The organism is Stenotrophomonas sp. PE591, assembly GCF_018320795.1.
GTDB lineage: Bacteria > Pseudomonadota > Gammaproteobacteria > Xanthomonadales > Xanthomonadaceae > Stenotrophomonas > Stenotrophomonas maltophilia.
On the sequence record NZ_JAAOKO010000001.1, the window covers coordinates 491,210 to 506,881 of the forward strand.

The window sequence follows — 15,672 nt, forward strand, 5'->3', positions numbered from 1 at the left end:
ATGCCGTTGCGTTCCCCGCTGATCCTCGACCTGGACGGTGGTGTGCTGCCACTGCCCCAGGCACAGACCCTGGCGCTGCCGCAGTGGCACGACCCGCTGCGCTTCGCCTGCAGCAACAGCACCCTGGATCGCTTCGGCGCCGAAGTGCTCACGTCGCTGCCCGCGCAACCCGGCACGGTCATGCTCGGCAGTGGTGACTTCCACCATCTCAGCCTGCCGCTGCTGCGCCGCATGCGTGCACAGGCGCCGTTCCAGCTGGTGGTGCTGGACAACCATCCGGACAACATGCGTTTTCCGTTCGGCATGCATTGCGGTTCATGGGTGAATGCCGCCAGCAAGCTGCCGCAGATCTCGCACATTCATGTGCTCGGCATCACCTCCAGCGACATCGGCCTCGGCCATGCCTGGGAGAACCACTGGCGCCCGCTGCTGGGCGGCCGCCTGACGTACTGGTGCATGGACGTGGATGTCGGCTGGGGCCATCGCCTCGGCATGGGCCACGCGTTCCGCCGCTTCGAGCACCCCGAAGCGCTGGTGGCTGCGTTCGCTGCCGAACAGGCCAAGTCGCCACAACCCACCTACCTGTCGATCGACAAGGATGTGTTTGCCGAGGACGTCGCCCGCAGCAACTGGGACCAGGGCCGTTTCCAGCTGGAAGACGCGCTGGTGGTGATCGAAGCGCTGCGTGCCGGCGGCCTGGTCGGCAGTGACATCACCGGGGAAGTGTCGCTGGCCAATTACCAGAGCCGCTTCAAGCGCTGGTTGTCGTCGCTGGATGGCCAACCGGACATCAGCGCCGAAGATCTTCCTGCCTGGCAGGCGCGTCACCAGCAGGTGAATCGCGAACTGCTGGCGGCGATGGCCGCCGTACCGACGGCCTGCTGACCGCGTCGGTAATGCCGGCCGCGGGCCGGCGTGGCTTCGGTAGTGCCGGCCGCTGGCCGGCGTGGCTTCGGTAGTGCCGGCCGCTGGCCGGCGTGGCTTCGGTAGTGCCGGCCGCTGGCCGGCGTGGCTTCGGTAGTGCCGGCCGCTGGCCGGCGTGGCTTCGGTAGTGCCGGCCGCTGGCCGGCAATGCCAACCGAGGTTGGCATCTACCAGACCAATGCCGGCCAGCGGCCGGCACTACACTGGGCACCCGTCCCGGAGCCCTCGCCATGCCCCAGACCGTCATCCCGCAGCTGCGCATGCGCCACGCCGATACCACCCTGCCGTTCTACGTGCAGGGGCTGGGTTTCGTGGTCGACTGGGAACACCGCTTCGAACCCGGCTTCCCGCTGTTCGCCCAGCTCACCCGCGACGGCCAGACGATCTTCCTCACCGAACACAGCGGCGACTGCGAGGTCGGCGGCGCGGTGTACTTCATCGTCGACGACGTCGACAACCTGCACCGCGCCTTCGGTGCCGCCAACGTCCCAATCGAGCAGCCTCCGCATGACACCGAATGGGGCAGCCGGGAAATGCTGCTGCGCGACCCGGATGGCAACCGGCTGCGCTTCGCCACCCACACGGACTGAATGACGTCGGCTTGAGATGGATATACGAAACATATACGATTCGTATATTCACACTTCGAGGCCATCCATGGGCATCGTCAACATCGATGACACCCTGCACGACCAACTGCGCCGTGCCTGCACCGTCTCCAGCCGCTCGATCAACGCCCAGGCCAACTTCTGGATCCGGGTCGGCATGCTCTGCGAGCTGAACCCCACGCTGAGCTTCCAGGACATCGTCGCCAGCGAGCTGCGCGCGGCCGGTGTGCAGCCGCCCCTGCTGCCCCCGGGCCAGGTCTGAGCCGATGGGCATCATCAAGCGTCCCGACGAAATCGCGTTGATGGCCGAATCCGGCCGCCTGCTTGCGCAGGTGTTCGCCGCGCTCGACCGGCTGCCGCTGCAGGGCCGCAGCACGATGGAGATCAACGATTTCGTCGAACGCATGATCGTCGATGAGCTGCAGGCGCGGCCGGCCAGCAAGGGCCAGTACGGCTTCCCGTATGTGCTCAACACCTCGATCGACAACGTGATCTGCCACGGCGTTCCCAGCACCACCGACGTGCTGCGCAACGGCCAGATCGTCAACCTCGATATCACCCTGGAAAAGAACGGCTACATCGCCGACTCCAGCACTACCTACCTGGTCGGTGAGGTCGACTACGCCGCGCGCAGGCTGGTGCAGGCCACCTACCAGGCGATGTGGAAAGGCATCGCTGCGGTCCGCCCCGGCGCGCGCCTTGGTGACATCGGCCACGCCATCGCCCGCCACGCGCGCAGCCACGGCTACAGCGTGGTGAAGGAGTACTGCGGCCACGGCATCGGCCAGGAGATGCACGAGGAACCGCAGATCCTGCACTACGGCCATCCCAACACCGGCATGGTGCTGGAAGAAGGCATGGTGTTCACCATCGAGCCGATGCTCAACCAGGGCAAGCCGGCCATCCGCCAGCAGCCGGACGAATGGCCGGTCTACACCCGCGATGGCAAGCTGTCGGCGCAGTTCGAGCACACCGTGGCGGTCACCGGCAGCGGCGTGCGCGTGCTGACCCTGCGCCCGGGCGAAACACCGTTGTGCGCGGTGGATGCCGCCTAGAGCGGGCGCAACAGCAACAGCATGGCAAGGCAGAGCATGAACATCGCCACGCCTGCATCCAGCACCCGCCACGCAGACGGCCTGCGGAACACCGGCTGCAGCAGCCGCGCGCCATAGCCCAGTGCACAGAACCAGATCACGCTGGCTGCGCAGGCGCCGGCGGCAAACGCCCAGCGCAGATCGCCCGCGTAGCGCGTGGACAGGCTGCCCAGCAGCACCACCGTATCCAGGTAAACGTGCGGATTGAGCAGAGTGAAGGCCAGACAGGTCAGCAGCACCTGCCGTCGATCGCCACCGTCCACGTCCCCCGCCGCCAGTGCACTGCCACCGCGCCACGCACGCATCCCGGCCTGCAGGCCATACCAGAGCAGGAAGACCGCACCACCGATGCGCAGCACCTGCAGCAGCAACGGCCACTGCAGCACCAGCGCGCCCATGCCGCCAACGCCGGCAAGGATCAGCGCGATGTCCGCACCTGCGCAGGCCAGCACTACCCTCCCCACATGGCGCTGCTGCAGGCCCTGGCGCAGCACGAAGGCATTCTGTGCGCCGATGGCGATGATCAGGCCGGCGCCCGCGAAGAGGCCGGCGACGGTAGCGGCAATCCACATCGGGACAGGCCAGGCAGCGAGGGGACGCGCAGGGTGCGGCCAACAGCCTTGTTTAGACAAACTGATTTTTCTTTATCCTGTGCAGGAAAACTGAAGAGGCACCGGCATGGACCTGGTACACCCGCAACTGGCCGCGTTTGCCGCGGTGCTGGAGGAAGGCAGCTTCGAGGCTGCGGCACGCCGCCTGTCGATCAGCCCATCAGCACTGTCGCAGCGGATCAAGGCTCTGGAAGACCGGCTCGGGCAGGTGCTGGTGGTGCGCCAGGCGCCGTGCCGCCCCATCGCCGCCGGTGAGGCGCTGCTGCGCCGGGTGCGACCGATGCAGGCGCTGGAGGCCGAGGCATTGGCCGAGCTGCTACCCGAGCGTGGCAGCAGCGACGCTGCGCGCACCCCGATCCCACTGGCGGTCAATGATGATTCGCTCGATACGTGGTTCGTGCCGGCCATCGCCGACCTGCACCAGCGCCATGGCTACCTGTTCGACCTGCGCATGGACGACCAGGACCACACCCTGCGGTTGCTGCGCGACGGCAGCGTGCTGGGTGCGGTCACCGCCGAAAGCCAGCCGGTGAAGGGCTGCAACGTGCATCCGCTCGGCGCCATGCGCTACCAAGCGATTGCTTCGCCCGGCTTCGCCCGCCAGTACTTCAGCGATGGCATGGACGCCACAGCACTGGCACGCGCGCCGATGCTGGTGTTCAACCGCAAAGATGAACTGCAGTGGCGCTTCGTGCGTCGCCTGACCCGCGCGAGGCTGCAGCCGCCGCTACACTACCTGCCCTCCTCCACCGGTTTCGTCGAAGCCGCCGCGTGCGGACTCGGCTGGGGCCTGGCCCCGGAAACCCTGGCCGCGCCCGCTGTGCGCGCCGGCCGCGTGGTGGTACTGGAACCCCGCCGCTGGCTCGATGTGCCGTTGTACTGGCAGCATGCCGCGGTGCGCTCAAGCACGCTGCAGCACATCACCCAGGCGCTGCGTACTGCGGCCAGCGGCACCCTTCGTTGAGGAAAGACCGATGACCGCAGACCCGGGCTTCACACCATGCGCACTACCGTTTGCGCACTTCTTTACCACTGGGACGGCATGGGCGTGATCGGCCGACGTACAAGGATGCACCGCGCGAAAGTCGCGTTGGCCCTGGCAGCCTGGCTGCCGCTTGCGGCGGCAGCGCAGAGCAGTGCCGATGCACCCGCACTGGACTGGGAACAGGCGCGGCAACGCCTGGAGCAGGTCTCCGATGCGCTGGCCGCTGCCGATGCAGCCGTTCGCAACAAGCAGGACCTGCAGGACGCCACCCGGCTGCTGCGCCTGCCGGAGATCACCGGCGAAGTGCGCCGCCTGCAGTTCCAGAAGACGCTCACTCTGCCGCTGGGCTCACTGGCGCCGGTGGCTGAAGCCTTCGGCATCGATTCGCCGCTGTCGTTCACCGAGCGCGACTGGCGCACCCGTCCAGTGGTCACTGCGGTGCTGCCGCTGTACACCGGCGGCGTGATTCCGGCCGCGCAGCGTGCGGCCAGTGCCGCCCACGAACAGGCCAGCGCCGAGCGCGAAGCACAACGTCAATCGCTGACCGTGCAGCTGGCCCAGGCCTACTTCGGGCAGCGCCTGGCCGAGCAGGCGGTGGACGTGCGCCGTGACGTGCGCGATGGCCTCAACCGCCACCTGTCCGATGCAGAGAAGCTGGAACGCGAGGGTTTCGCCACCCGCGCCCAGCGCCTGCAGGCCACCGTGGCCCGCGACAAGGCCGAGCGCGAATACCAGAAGACGGTGAATGACCTGGCCACGCTGAAGGCCGCGCTGGCCACGCTGCTGCGCAGTGGTGGCGAGGTGCAGCCGGTTTCGCCGCTGTTCGTGCAGCGCGTGCCGCTGGAACCGGTGGCCAGCTTCGAGCGTACTGCGCAGGCGCGCCAGCCGCAGATCGCACGCCTGCGGGCCATGGTGGCGCAGGCCGAACAGGGCGTGCGCGTGCAGCAGGCCAAGCTGAAACCGCAGATCTTTGCCTTCGGCCAGTACGACTTCCGCCGCCGAGACGAAATGCTGACCGATCCGGACTGGGCGTTTGGCGTCGGCCTGAAGTACACCTTCCTGTCGCCGAACTCGCGGCCGGCGCAGATCAGCGCCGCGCGTGCGCAGCAGGACCAGGCCGAAGCGGGCCTGCGCGAGGCCGAGAACCAGGTCGCGCTGGGCGTGCGCAAGGCCTGGAACGAACTGGAAACCGCTCGCCAGCAGTACGTGCTGCTCGACAGCAGCATTGCCCAGGCACAGGAAAACCTGCGCCTGCAGGAGCTGGCGTTCCGCGAGGGCCAGGCCACCTCGCTGGATGTGATCGACGCGCGGCTCGGCCTGGGCGGTGCCCGTGTAGAGCGCGCACAGGCCGCCTACCAATACGATATTGCGCTGGCACAGTTGCTGGAGGTCAGTGGACAGATGGACCGTTTTGAAGAATTCCGGCGCCGTGCGGACGAGGTGATCGACCATGAGTGATGTGCTGCACGACGATGCGACAACACCCCCGGCCAAGCGCCGCCTGGGCCCGATCCTGGTAGTGGTGCTGCTGGTCGCGGTGGTGCTCGGCCTGTGGCTGGCCTGGCGCAGCCCGGCCGACCAGATCCAGGGCATGGCCGACGCGGACACCATCAACGTGGCCGCCAAGATCACCGCGCGCGTGGCGGAGTTGAAGGCGCGCGAGGGCGACCGCGTGCAGCCCGGGCAGGTGCTGTTCCTGCTCGACAGCCCCGAAGTGGCCGCCAAGGAACAGCAGGCCCACGGCGCGTTGGCCGCCGCACAGGCGGTGGCCGACAAGGCCGACGAAGGCGCGCGCAGCGAAGACATCCGCGCCGCCGAAGCGAACTGGAAGCGCGCCGAAGCCGGTGCAACGCTGGCCGAAGCCACCTACCAGCGCGTGCAGAACCTGTTCAACGAAGGGGTGATGACCCGGCAGAAGCGCGATGAAGCGCATGCCCAGGCCACCAGTTCGCGCGAACTGGCCCGTGCCGCGCGCGCGCAGTACGACATGGCGTTGGCCGGCGCACGCGAGCAGGACAAGCGTGCCGCGCAGGGCCAGGTGCAGCAGGCGCAGGGCGCGGTGGCCGAAGTCAACGCCGCCCGTGCCGAAGTCGAAGGACGCGCGCCGGTGGCGGGCGAGATCAACAAGCGTATGGCCGACCCGGGCGAGCTGGTGCCGGCCGGCTACCCGGTATTCACCCTGGTCGACATCGATCGCATGTGGGTGGCGATGAACCTGCGCGAATCACAGATGCAGGGCCTGAAGGTCGGCAGCAAGCTGCAGGGCAACGTGCCGGCACTCGGCCTGGACGGCGAGTTCGAGGTCTACTTCATCAACCCTGCCGGCGACTATGCGACCTGGCGTACCACCCGCCAGTCGTCCGGCTACGACGTCCGCAGTTTCGAGGTGCGGGTGCGCCCGGTACGCCGCATCGAGGGCTTCCGCCCCGGCATGAGCGTGCTGTTCGCATGGCCCCAGCACTGAGCCCGGACCGCAACGGCTTCGCTGCTTCGTGGCGGCGCGAGCTGCAGTCGCTGCGCGGCAACCGTGCCGACCTGCTGCTGGTCACCGTGCTGCCCCTGCTGATGCTGGCGGTGATGGCGTGGATGTTCTCGCCGTCGGTGATGCGCGACATCCCCATTGCCGTGGTCGACCTCGACCACAGCAGTGACAGCCGCCTGCTGCTGCGCATGCTCGATGCCAGTCCCGGCGTACGCATCGCCAGCCAGCCGGCGGACCTGGAGGACGCGCGTTCGCAGCTGCGCAGGCTGGACGTGTTTGCCATCGTACTGGTGCCGCGCGATGTCACCCGGCAGGCGCTGCGTGGACGCCAGGGCACGGTGTTCGCCTATTACAACGCCACCTACATGACCACCGGCCAATCTGCGTCGCGCGATATCGCCGACGCAGTCTCGGCCTGGAACGCACGCCTGCTGCGCGAACGCATCGGCCTGCAGGTCGGCCCCGGCAAGCTGCGTGCGGCACCGATCGCGGTGCAGTCGGACATCCTGTACAACCCTGCGCGCAGCTACGAGTTGTTCCTGCTGCCGCTGATCTTCCCTGCCGTGCTGTCGCTGGTACTGGCACTTGCGGTCGCCGGCAGCCTCGGCCGCGAGATCCGCGACGGCACCCTGCCCGCCTGGCTGGGTCGAACGCCGTGGTCGGCGATTGCCGGCAAGGTCGCGCCGTACATCCTGCTGTTTTCGCTGTATGGCGCGCTCGGCATCGGTTACCTGGCCTGGCTGCGCGGCGATGGTGTGGCCGGCAGCGTGCTCCTGCTGCTGCTCGCACAGCCACTGTTCTACCTGGCCACGGCCGCCTACGCGTTGTTCTTCGTCGGCGTCACCCGCGATATGGGTACCGCGCTGTCCGCGGTCGGCCTCAGCATCGGCACCGCACTGGCGTTCTCCAGCGCTACCTTCCCGGTGCTGGATGGCCCCCTGTTCACCCGCATCTGGCATCAGCTGCTGCCACTCAGCGCCTACATCAAACTGCAGACCCAGCAGCAGTTCATCGGTTCGCCGCTGCAGGTTTCGGTGTGGCCGTTGGCCACATTGCTGCTGATGGCGGTGGTGGCAGGAGGCATTGGCGGCCTGCGCCTGATCGCCTTCGCGCGTACGCCGGAAGCCGCGCAGCCTGAGGGAGCCGACGCATGAGCGCACTGTGGCGCAGCCTGCGGCAGACCCTGATGGCGGTGCTGTGCGACCGCTACGCGATCGTGGTGATGGTCGGCGCGGTGATCCTGTATTCGTTCTTCTACCCGGCCGCGTACCGTCACCAGGTGGCCGGCAACCTGCCGGTGCTGGTGGTGGACGAAGACCACAGCGCGACCAGCCGCGAGCTGCTGCGCAAGCTCGATGCGCTCCGCGTTGCACGCGTGGTCGGGCAACCGGCGGACATCGACAGTGCGCGTCAGCAGCTGGAAGCCGGCCATGCCGAAGGCATCGTGCTGATCCCGGCCAACCTGGAGCGCGACATCCTGCGCGGCCACCCGGCCAAACTGGTGCTGCTCGGCAACGGCGCCTACCTGGGCCGTGCCAGCTGGGTGCTGGGCAGCGTGGCCGATGCACTGGGCGCGTTCGGGCGTGACGCCGTGGTCGGCCAGGCCGCCTTCATGGGCGCGCCACAGGCGCCGCCGGTCACCCTGGTGCAGCGCCCGCTGTACAACACCCAGGAAGGCTATGGCAGCGCCATCGTGCCCGGCGTGGCCGAGCTGATCGTGCACCAGACCCTGCTGATGGGCATCGGCGTGCTGCTCGGTGGTCGTCGTCTTGCACTCGGCCGGCGCCTGCGCTTCGACCTCCCGACCCTGGCCGGCATGGCGATGGGCTTCGGCCTGATCGGCCTGTTCGGCCTGTTCTATTACGCCGGCTTCACCGCCTGGGTACAGGACTACCCGCGCGGCGGCAATCCGCTGGGGCAGCTGCTGGGCGGCACCTTGTTCATCGCCGCTACCGTGGTTTTCGGCCTGTTCGTCGGCAGCTTCTTCCGCACCCGCGAACGCGCCTTCCAGTACATCATCGCCACCTCGATCCCGCTGTTTTTCCTGGCCAACCTGTCGTGGCCGGCAGTGATGACGCCGCAACCGCTGGTCTGGCTGGCGCAGCTGCTGCCTACCACCTCCGGCATCAACCTGATGGTGCGCCTGAACCAGATGGACGCCAGCCTGGCCGACGTCAGCCACGAACTGATCACCCTCACCGTCCTGCTGCTGCTCTACGGCAGCCTCGCCACCTGGCGCCTCCTCGCAAAAAAGGGGACGGAGGGGATTAAGTCGTAAACGGCCGGCTTGGGGGATTGCGACTTAATTCCCTCCGTCCCCTTTTTCCTGCAACGAAGAACGCCGGCGTGGGGCCGGCGTTCGGGTACTGCGGTGTGGAAGGGGAAACGAGGTCTGGCTGTGACCGATCACCGGTAGACGCGTTCGCAGCGACGTTCAACCACGCGGTCACCGTTCTTCTGCTGCTGGTTGCCTTGGATCTGGCGGCCGGCCGCACCACCGGCCACAGCGCCGGCCACCGTTGCAAGCTTCTTGCCGTTACCGCCGCCCACCTGGTTGCCCAGCAGGCCGCCGATCACTGCGCCGGTGGCGGTACCCGTGATGCGGTTCGGATCGCGCGAGTTGCGCTGCACTTCCACGTTCTTGCAGACCACGCGACTGCCGTCATTGAACTTGCGTCCCTCATCGCGCGGCCCATACGTCTGCGCACCGGCCACCGACGAAGCCGCCAGCAGCGTGCCCAGCACAAGCAATCGGGTCGAGGTCTTCATGGCCATCTCCTGAGTTCCGGTATGGCGCAAGTGTCCTCCTGCGGTTGGCAACCGGAAGTGAAATGCGCGTGTCCGCCGCCTCATCGGCCATCGCGCGTTCAGGAAGAGAATCCGCGCCCATCACGATCAGCCATCGTGATGGGCGCCGTCTCCCTACCGGCGTGCTGCCTTGCTAGAACTCTTCCCAGCCACCCGCATTGGCAGCCAACGTCGGCTCGATGCGCGGTGACAGCACCGCCGGGCGTCTCACCGGCGTGACCGAGGCCGCTACCGCCGCAAGCGCGCGCGGGACCGATACGGCTGCCGCGGCTGCACCGGTGCGGAACACCGACACCGCTTCGGCCAGCAGGTTGGCCTGCTCCTCCATGGAGCGTGCCGCCGCGCTGGCTTCTTCCACCAGCGCCGCATTCTGCTGCGTGGTCTCGTCCATCTGCACCACCGCCTGGTTCACCTGTTCGATACCCGAGCTCTGCTCCTGCGAGGCGGCAGAGATATCGGCCATGATGTCGGTCACGCGCTGCACCGAGGCCACGATCTCGCCCATCGTGGTGCCGGCCTGACGAACCAGCGCCGATCCATCGGCGACCTTGCCGACCGAATCCTCGATCAGGCCCTTGATCTCCTTGGCCGCACCGGCCGAGCGCTGCGCCAGCGTGCGCACCTCACTGGCCACCACCGCAAAGCCCCTGCCCTGCTCGCCGGCACGAGCAGCTTCCACCGCCGCGTTCAAGGCCAGGATGTTGGTCTGGAACGCGATGCCGTCGATGACGCTGATGATCTCGGCGATCTTCTTCGACGAGGCTTCGATGGCCGACATCGTGGTGACCACCTGGCCGACCACCTCGCCGCCCTGTGAGGCGACGCCATGCGCACCGATGGCAAGCTGGTTGGCCTGGCGTGCGTGCTCGGCGTTCTGTTTCACGGTGGAGGTCAGTTCCTCCATCGACGCAGCCGTCTCTTCCAGGTTCGCCGCCTGCTGCTCGGTGCGCCGCGACAGATCGGTGTTGCCCGAAGCGATCTCGCCTGCCGCCAGGTTGATGCTGGACGCGCTGGACTGGATACGGCCGACAATCTGCTTGAGCTGATCGACGGTGGCGTTGCAGTCATCACGCATGCGGGCGAACACGCCGTGGAAGTCGCCCTGCATGCGTACAGTGAGGTCACCGCGCGAGATCGCCTGCAGCAGGGTCGACACCTGCACCAGGTTCTCGTCGGTGGTCTGCATCAGGCGATTGAGCCCGGCCACCATGTCGCGGAAATCATAGGCGAAGCGATCTTCATCGCCGCGCAGGCTGAAGTCGCCGGCGGCTGCGGCCGTCGCCAGGCGGCGGATCTCACCGTTGATCGCCGACAGGCTGGTCTTGGTTTCGTCCATGGCCTGGGAGATTGCGGCCTTCTCGCCCGGCAACGGATCCATGTCCACTGACAGATCACCGCGGGCGTAATGCTTCATTACTTCGATCAGCCGGTTCTGCACCTGCACATGCGAGCCGACCAGCGCATTGGTCTCGTGCACCATGCGCCCGTAGTCGCCAGGAAAAGCACTCTCGTCCATGCGATAGCTGAGGCTGCCCGCGTCGTGCTGGCGGGCCAGCTCGCCCTGCGCCGCCATCACCGACTGCAACTGCGCCTGCATGCGCTGCATCGACCTGAGCAGCTGCGTCACCTCATCGTTGCCGGACGCGTCGATGCTGTTGTCCAGCCGCCCGTTGGCGATGCCGTCGGCCAGCTTCACCGCACCTTCCAGCGGGCGGGTCAGGCTGCGGGTGATGGCCCACGCGGCCAGCGAGCCCAGTAGCAGGCTCAACGCGCCGAACACGATCGACAACGTGCCGGTCCAGGATTCGGTTGAACGGTATTCCTCGCGGCTGCGCTCGGTCAGTGTCTCCTGATGCCGCAGCAGGGTCGAGATCGCCTCATTCCATGCGGTGGCCAAGCCGTGCTCGGCGAGCAGTTCCTTGGCCGCGCCGTCGAAATCACCGGCCTTCATGCGCTCGTGCAGATGCTGGGTGGAGGCGTCGGTGGCCTTGCGTGCCGCGTCGATTTTCGCCACCAGGGCATCACCAGTGGCGTCGCGCGGAATCTTGATGTACTTGGCCCAGATACCGTCGTAGGTCTGCGACAGCTCCTGCGCCTTCTGATAATCCTTGTCGAAATCCTCGCCGCGCTTGATCACCATCAGCCGGCGATGCATCAACACCGCGTTGTTGGTATCCAGCATGTCGTTCAACAGCCGCATCTTCACCATGTTGACGTCCACCACTTTCTCGAACTGGGCGGACTTCAGGTGGTTTCCGTACAGCACGAGGCCAACGATGGCCACGATGAACAGCAGCAGCAAACCGAACCCGGCACCCAGCCGGGATCCCACTCGAAGGTTGCGTAAGGCGAGCATCTCAATTCCCTTGATCATGGCCGTATGATCGATGGCGGCGCAGCGGAGGGAAACTTTACGGAACTTTATATATGGACCGATCCAAATATATGGAACTGTGCAGGCAGTCAGAAAATGCAGCGACCAATAATGGCGCCACATCATTACCGAATGCCACTGACACGCCAGCGCCCGATGAAAATTACACAGATTGACACCATAATCACGCCTGCCCCATCCAAGGCGACCCGGATTATCTGCGCCGGACACAACCGTCGCCCGGGCGGGCTACAGTCTGCAGATGACACGGATCCTGCACATCGAAGGCGCGTCCATCAACGACATCGCCAGCGTCTACGTGGAAATCAATCGCGTGTTCATGGCCGACGAAGACTGACAGCTGGGCGGAAGCTTGGACGCGCTTGATGACCCGCTGCACGGCAGCTACGGCGCGCTCGCCGGTCATGCCGCCACCACGGTGGTGTGGCGTGACATCGCCCACAGCCGCGAGGCACTGGCCGCGAGACCACGCGCGCTTGGCTGCGGTCCAAACTCGATCAGGACGGCAGGTTCAACGGTCCGGTCATCCGGCCTCAGTTGACGGCACTGTCGATTGGCCAGGGACAGACCTACTTCGAGATCGTCATGGAGATCTTCGGCAGCCGTCCGCAGATCACCCTGGTGCCAGGCTGAGCACTCTGCAGCAACTAGACCCCATCAGCTCAAAGCTTGGCCAGGGCCTCGCCCAGACGGCGTGGGAACGCCACTTCGCTGGCCAGGTGCCATGCGCGTGCATTGGCGCCCAGCCGGGTCCACTCGGCCTCATCCATCGCCAGCGCACGCTCGACGGCCTGTTCCAGCGCCTTCTCATCCACATGCCAGATTCTGGACAGATGGCAGGGCTCGCCCTCGTGCGCGGCGACCAGGATACCGCGGCTGTCGTCGATCATCTGGTTCATCGGCGCGCCGTCGCAGGTGATCACCACCGCGCCGCAGCTCATCGCTTCCACCAGGTAATGGCCCCAGCCTTCGGTCTGCGACAGGCACAGGTGAAACGCATGTTCGTTCTGCAGGCGCTGCACCTCCTGGTCGGGCAGCCGCTCGCGGACGATCCGCAGGTTCGCGGCCCCGCCCTCATCTTCGTCCGAAGGGCCGCCGCGCAGGATGGTCAGCAAGGGCCACTCAGGGTGCCGCTTCCAGACATTGACGAGTGCAGCCGTCCCCTTCATGCGACTGGTACCGGCCGCATGCAGGAAGCTGCGCGGTCTGCGCGGCACCGCTGGGTCGTAGCGGTCACGGCTGCAGAAACCGACTTCCAGCGCGCGCATGCCCAGTGCGTTGAAGATGCGCGTGGCTTCTTCGGTCTTGGTCAACAACGCATCGAACCGCGGCAGGATCCGCAGGCTGCGTGCGGACACCCATTCCGGATTCGGAATCAACAGATTGACCTCGGCCAGTCCGAAGCTTGCCGGCCGGACATGCTCCAGCGAGATGTTGATGTCGAACCGGGCCGGCGTGCGCCCCAAGCTGAGCCACGAGGCCAGCAGCCTGCGCAGGCGCATCCCGCGCAGTTTCCAGGCACCACCATTGCGCACCGCGTCCAGACGGCTAACCGTCACCGTGTGCCCGAGCTGCTGCAATGAGCGCTCGATCACCTGGATGTCATGGGACAGGCCACGCTGGTTGTCGGCGGCCAGTAGATGGATATGCGCCATCAGGACGGACTCCCTGGCCGATGCAGGTTACGCGCCGGCAAGGCGGTCGCCATCATGAAGCCCAGCACCAGGTAGAAATAGAACGAATGCGGCATCGCCCGGTAGAACACGTTGTCCGTGAACGCCGAAAGCGCATAGACGATGACCACGGCAAGTCCGGCGATGGCGATCGTCGCGGTGATGTCGTCGGCGTGGCCGAGGCGCCGCACGAAATGAATGCCGGGCAGGATGAAGACCAGCAGCATGATCAGCAGCAACGGCACGCCACCGGTCACCGCCGCTTCCAGGTACTCGTTGTGCGGGTGGTTGTAGCGGAAGATCGACTCGGACACCTCGCCGCGGGCGATGCCCTCACGTGCATAGGTACCGAACTGGTTCAGGCCCACCCCCGCCACGGGATGCTCGGCGAAGGCGTCGACCGCCACGCCCCACATGGCGATGCGCTCGCGGACCGAGCCGACCTCGTTTTCCTGGTTGAAGCCGGAGATCTCGCCACTGACCTCACCGAAGCGCTGGATCACCTCGTGGTTCAGCACCGAGGTGGCGCCGACCACGCCGATGGCCAAGGCACCGACGAAGACCAGTGCCCCCCGCCAGCGCCGGGTTCGCCGGACGTGCACCACAATCACCATCAGCATGGCGGGAATGAACGCCAGGATCGGCCCGCGACTCTGCGCCAGGATCGAGCCGTAGACGCCGACGGCGATGGCCACGCCGTGCAGCCAGCGTTCGGCCGGATGCACATTGGGCTGGATCAACCGGATGACCGAGAACAACGCCATGCACAGCGTCACCATGGTGAACTCGATGGCCGTCCATTCGCCGCCACTGAAACCGTGCGCGCGTTCAAGACCCATCACGTGGTGCTGCACGATGCACGACCCGCCGAAGACCAGGGTGGACACGGCGAAGATCTTCCAGATCAGGCGCCAGTCCAGCGCAGTGGCGAACACAGCAGCGGTACCCAGGTAGAGCAGTGTCTGCGCCGGCAGATCCAGCTCGTTCCAGCGCAGCCCGTGCCAGAGGATGCTGTAGAAGGCATAGGCCAGGCGCAGGAAGCAGACGATCACGATGAACCGGGCGATGCGGTAGCGCAGGCGGACATCGGGCTGGCGGCGAATCAGAACCACGCCGGTGACCAGCAGGGCCAGCAGCAGCACCGCCTTCAGCAAGGTGTTGGGTGCGGAGCCGGCAAGCGGAACGATGGCGACCAGGATGCTCAGCAGGACGGCACGCCAAGTGTAACTAGGTTCGGCGGCCATGCAGGCTGCAGTCATGCTTGTTCTTTCCATCAACGCCCACCCGGGGACAAGTCGCCCCGTTTTCCATGGAGGCCGCTTGGCGGAGATCGCCGGGGCTGACACTACCGTGGGACCCGGGGGAAATCAACCAAAGTGCCGGGGCAGAGGCGCAGGCGTTGGCACACGGACAGCCTCCGGGCCCAGCGCGGGTGCCGCGGATCATCGACCGCCCCAGGTCGCTACACTAATGACCTCTCCGGCCATGCCTGCGCGTGGTCACGCCCCGACGCCCTGCCCAAGACGCGAAACGCCCCAAGTGACTGATACAAAAGACAACGCCAGCAACGCCAAGGCGTCCAAGGATCACACCCCGCTGATGAAGCAAAACGGCTAAAAGAAGATCGTAATCACCAAGAACCTTGTGCTGCAAGGATCTTCGGCATCACCCGCGAGACCCATGCTCCGACGCAACATCGCCGCAACAGGTCTATGACCAATAACTGAACGCCAGATAGCGAAACGATGTCGCTCTGAGCGACAAAACGGGTGCTTAGCTGTTAGGCTGATGTCGTCATCGCGGGGAGCAACAATCCGTGCCATGGTGTGAGTGGGCGACTACTCGAGGGCGAATAGCCCAAAACACCCCGAGCGACGCGTCAGCGGCCGGCCACGGCCGGGACCATCGGGAAGGGTCAGGTGGCTGCGGCAACGGCTCGCAGCCATAGATTGGAGGAGGGTAGTAACTGGCGTTCCCCATTCTCGATGTAGCAACGGAGCCTTTCCAATCCCGGAAAGGTGCATCGAGGACACCAACATGGTCTCACCTGTTGACAGGAAAGATGACAAGCGCCAGCTGCTGCTGAAATGGT

General features: G+C 66.2%; 14 protein-coding genes and 1 pseudogene. 10 read left to right on the forward strand and 5 right to left on the reverse strand.

What is annotated here, in order from left to right; all coding sequences use genetic code 11:
* The 4 genes from JLDANKMP_RS02460 (at nucleotide 1) to map (ending at nucleotide 2,587) form a co-directional block, all read left to right on the forward strand.
* On the forward strand, nucleotides 1-885 hold the full coding sequence (locus tag JLDANKMP_RS02460; protein WP_212560436.1) for an arginase family protein: 885 nt from the start codon (nucleotides 1-3) through the stop codon (nucleotides 883-885).
* A gap of 269 nt (nucleotides 886-1,154) precedes the next feature.
* On the forward strand, nucleotides 1,155-1,514 hold the full coding sequence (locus JLDANKMP_RS02465) for a VOC family protein (RefSeq protein WP_212560437.1): 360 nt from the start codon (nucleotides 1,155-1,157) through the stop codon (nucleotides 1,512-1,514).
* Nucleotides 1,515-1,581: 67 nt separating this feature from the next.
* Entirely contained in the window at nucleotides 1,582-1,794 is a 213-nt protein-coding gene (locus JLDANKMP_RS02470) for a ParD-like family protein (protein ID WP_005412680.1), read from the forward strand.
* A 10-nt stretch (nucleotides 1,795-1,804) separates the two neighbouring features.
* Entirely contained in the window at nucleotides 1,805-2,587 is a 783-nt protein-coding gene (gene map / locus JLDANKMP_RS02475) for a type I methionyl aminopeptidase (protein ID WP_212560653.1), read from the forward strand.
* Here the strand turns inward: map and JLDANKMP_RS02480 are convergent.
* Complete coding sequence (locus JLDANKMP_RS02480) at nucleotides 2,584-3,198, reverse strand: LysE/ArgO family amino acid transporter (RefSeq protein ID WP_212560438.1); 615 nt, start codon at nucleotides 3,196-3,198, stop codon at nucleotides 2,584-2,586. The two genes, map and JLDANKMP_RS02480, sit on opposite strands and share 4 nt — an antisense overlap.
* A 106-nt stretch (nucleotides 3,199-3,304) precedes the next feature.
* On the opposite strand from JLDANKMP_RS02480, the gene JLDANKMP_RS02485 reads away from it, so the two are divergent.
* The 5 genes from JLDANKMP_RS02485 (at nucleotide 3,305) to JLDANKMP_RS02505 (ending at nucleotide 8,982) form a co-directional block, all read left to right on the forward strand.
* Nucleotides 3,305-4,201: a LysR family transcriptional regulator ArgP gene (locus JLDANKMP_RS02485; protein ID WP_212560439.1), complete on the forward strand. Its 897-nt coding sequence runs from the start codon at nucleotides 3,305-3,307 to the stop codon at nucleotides 4,199-4,201.
* A 78-nt stretch (nucleotides 4,202-4,279) separates the two neighbouring features.
* Nucleotides 4,280-5,680 carry a TolC family protein gene (locus JLDANKMP_RS02490; RefSeq protein ID WP_212560654.1) on the forward strand — a complete coding sequence of 467 codons (1,401 nt, stop codon included), beginning with the start codon at nucleotides 4,280-4,282 and terminating at the stop codon, nucleotides 5,678-5,680.
* Nucleotides 5,673-6,686, forward strand: a complete 1,014-nt coding sequence (locus tag JLDANKMP_RS02495) for an efflux RND transporter periplasmic adaptor subunit (RefSeq protein WP_005412687.1) — start codon at nucleotides 5,673-5,675, stop codon at nucleotides 6,684-6,686. Before JLDANKMP_RS02490 ends, JLDANKMP_RS02495 begins: the two co-directional genes overlap by 8 nt.
* On the forward strand, nucleotides 6,671-7,858 hold the full coding sequence (locus JLDANKMP_RS02500; protein ID WP_212560440.1) for an ABC transporter permease: 1,188 nt from the start codon (nucleotides 6,671-6,673) through the stop codon (nucleotides 7,856-7,858). The genes JLDANKMP_RS02495 and JLDANKMP_RS02500 overlap by 16 nt, the downstream gene beginning before the upstream one ends.
* Nucleotides 7,855-8,982 carry an ABC transporter permease gene (locus JLDANKMP_RS02505; RefSeq protein WP_212560441.1) on the forward strand — a complete coding sequence of 376 codons (1,128 nt, stop codon included), beginning with the start codon at nucleotides 7,855-7,857 and terminating at the stop codon, nucleotides 8,980-8,982. The genes JLDANKMP_RS02500 and JLDANKMP_RS02505 overlap by 4 nt, the downstream gene beginning before the upstream one ends.
* A gap of 128 nt (nucleotides 8,983-9,110) precedes the next feature.
* Here the strand turns inward: JLDANKMP_RS02505 and JLDANKMP_RS02510 are convergent, their stop codons facing one another.
* Nucleotides 9,111-9,479, reverse strand: coding sequence for a glycine zipper 2TM domain-containing protein (locus JLDANKMP_RS02510; protein WP_032965667.1), 369 nt, complete (start codon nucleotides 9,477-9,479; stop codon nucleotides 9,111-9,113).
* 166 nt (nucleotides 9,480-9,645) lie between these two features.
* The gene (locus JLDANKMP_RS02515; RefSeq protein WP_212560655.1) at nucleotides 9,646-11,868 is read right to left on the reverse strand and encodes a methyl-accepting chemotaxis protein; all 2,223 of its coding nucleotides are present in this window, start codon (nucleotides 11,866-11,868) and stop codon (nucleotides 9,646-9,648) included.
* 280 nt (nucleotides 11,869-12,148) lie between these two features.
* On the opposite strand from JLDANKMP_RS02515, the pseudogene JLDANKMP_RS02520 reads away from it, so the two are divergent.
* Nucleotides 12,149-12,540 (forward strand): annotated as a pseudogene (locus JLDANKMP_RS02520) (ribonuclease inhibitor).
* A gap of 29 nt (nucleotides 12,541-12,569) precedes the next feature.
* On the opposite strand, the gene JLDANKMP_RS02525 reads toward JLDANKMP_RS02520, so the two are convergent.
* Together JLDANKMP_RS02525 and JLDANKMP_RS02530 are read right to left on the reverse strand one after the other, a co-directional pair.
* Nucleotides 12,570-13,562, reverse strand: a complete 993-nt coding sequence (locus JLDANKMP_RS02525; protein WP_212560442.1) for a glycosyltransferase — start codon at nucleotides 13,560-13,562, stop codon at nucleotides 12,570-12,572.
* Nucleotides 13,562-14,839, reverse strand: coding sequence for an O-antigen ligase family protein (locus JLDANKMP_RS02530; RefSeq protein WP_212560443.1), 1,278 nt, complete (start codon nucleotides 14,837-14,839; stop codon nucleotides 13,562-13,564). The genes JLDANKMP_RS02525 and JLDANKMP_RS02530 overlap by 1 nt, the downstream gene beginning before the upstream one ends.
* Nucleotides 14,840-15,672: the final 833 nt, after the last annotated feature.

Excerpts from the sequence above, each read along its gene's own strand:
- JLDANKMP_RS02480 (WP_212560438.1), bottom strand. The coding sequence starts at position 3,198 with ATGTGGATTGCCGCTACCGTCGCCGGCCTCTTCGCGGGCGCCGGCCTG.
- JLDANKMP_RS02495 (WP_005412687.1), top strand. The coding sequence starts at position 5,673 with ATGAGTGATGTGCTGCACGACGATGCGACAACACCCCCGGCCAAGCGC.
- JLDANKMP_RS02490 (WP_212560654.1), top strand. The coding sequence starts at position 4,280 with ATGGGCGTGATCGGCCGACGTACAAGGATGCACCGCGCGAAAGTCGCG.
- JLDANKMP_RS02525 (WP_212560442.1), bottom strand. The coding sequence starts at position 13,562 with ATGGCGCATATCCATCTACTGGCCGCCGACAACCAGCGTGGCCTGTCC.
- JLDANKMP_RS02460 (WP_212560436.1), top strand. The coding sequence starts at position 1 with ATGCCGTTGCGTTCCCCGCTGATCCTCGACCTGGACGGTGGTGTGCTG.
- JLDANKMP_RS02510 (WP_032965667.1), bottom strand. The coding sequence starts at position 9,479 with ATGGCCATGAAGACCTCGACCCGATTGCTTGTGCTGGGCACGCTGCTG.
- JLDANKMP_RS02465 (WP_212560437.1), top strand. The coding sequence starts at position 1,155 with ATGCCCCAGACCGTCATCCCGCAGCTGCGCATGCGCCACGCCGATACC.
- JLDANKMP_RS02470 (WP_005412680.1), top strand. The coding sequence starts at position 1,582 with ATGGGCATCGTCAACATCGATGACACCCTGCACGACCAACTGCGCCGT.
- JLDANKMP_RS02500 (WP_212560440.1), top strand. The coding sequence starts at position 6,671 with ATGGCCCCAGCACTGAGCCCGGACCGCAACGGCTTCGCTGCTTCGTGG.
- JLDANKMP_RS02505 (WP_212560441.1), top strand. The coding sequence starts at position 7,855 with ATGAGCGCACTGTGGCGCAGCCTGCGGCAGACCCTGATGGCGGTGCTG.
- JLDANKMP_RS02515 (WP_212560655.1), bottom strand. The coding sequence starts at position 11,868 with ATGCTCGCCTTACGCAACCTTCGAGTGGGATCCCGGCTGGGTGCCGGG.
- JLDANKMP_RS02530 (WP_212560443.1), bottom strand. The coding sequence starts at position 14,839 with ATGACTGCAGCCTGCATGGCCGCCGAACCTAGTTACACTTGGCGTGCC.
- JLDANKMP_RS02485 (WP_212560439.1), top strand. The coding sequence starts at position 3,305 with ATGGACCTGGTACACCCGCAACTGGCCGCGTTTGCCGCGGTGCTGGAG.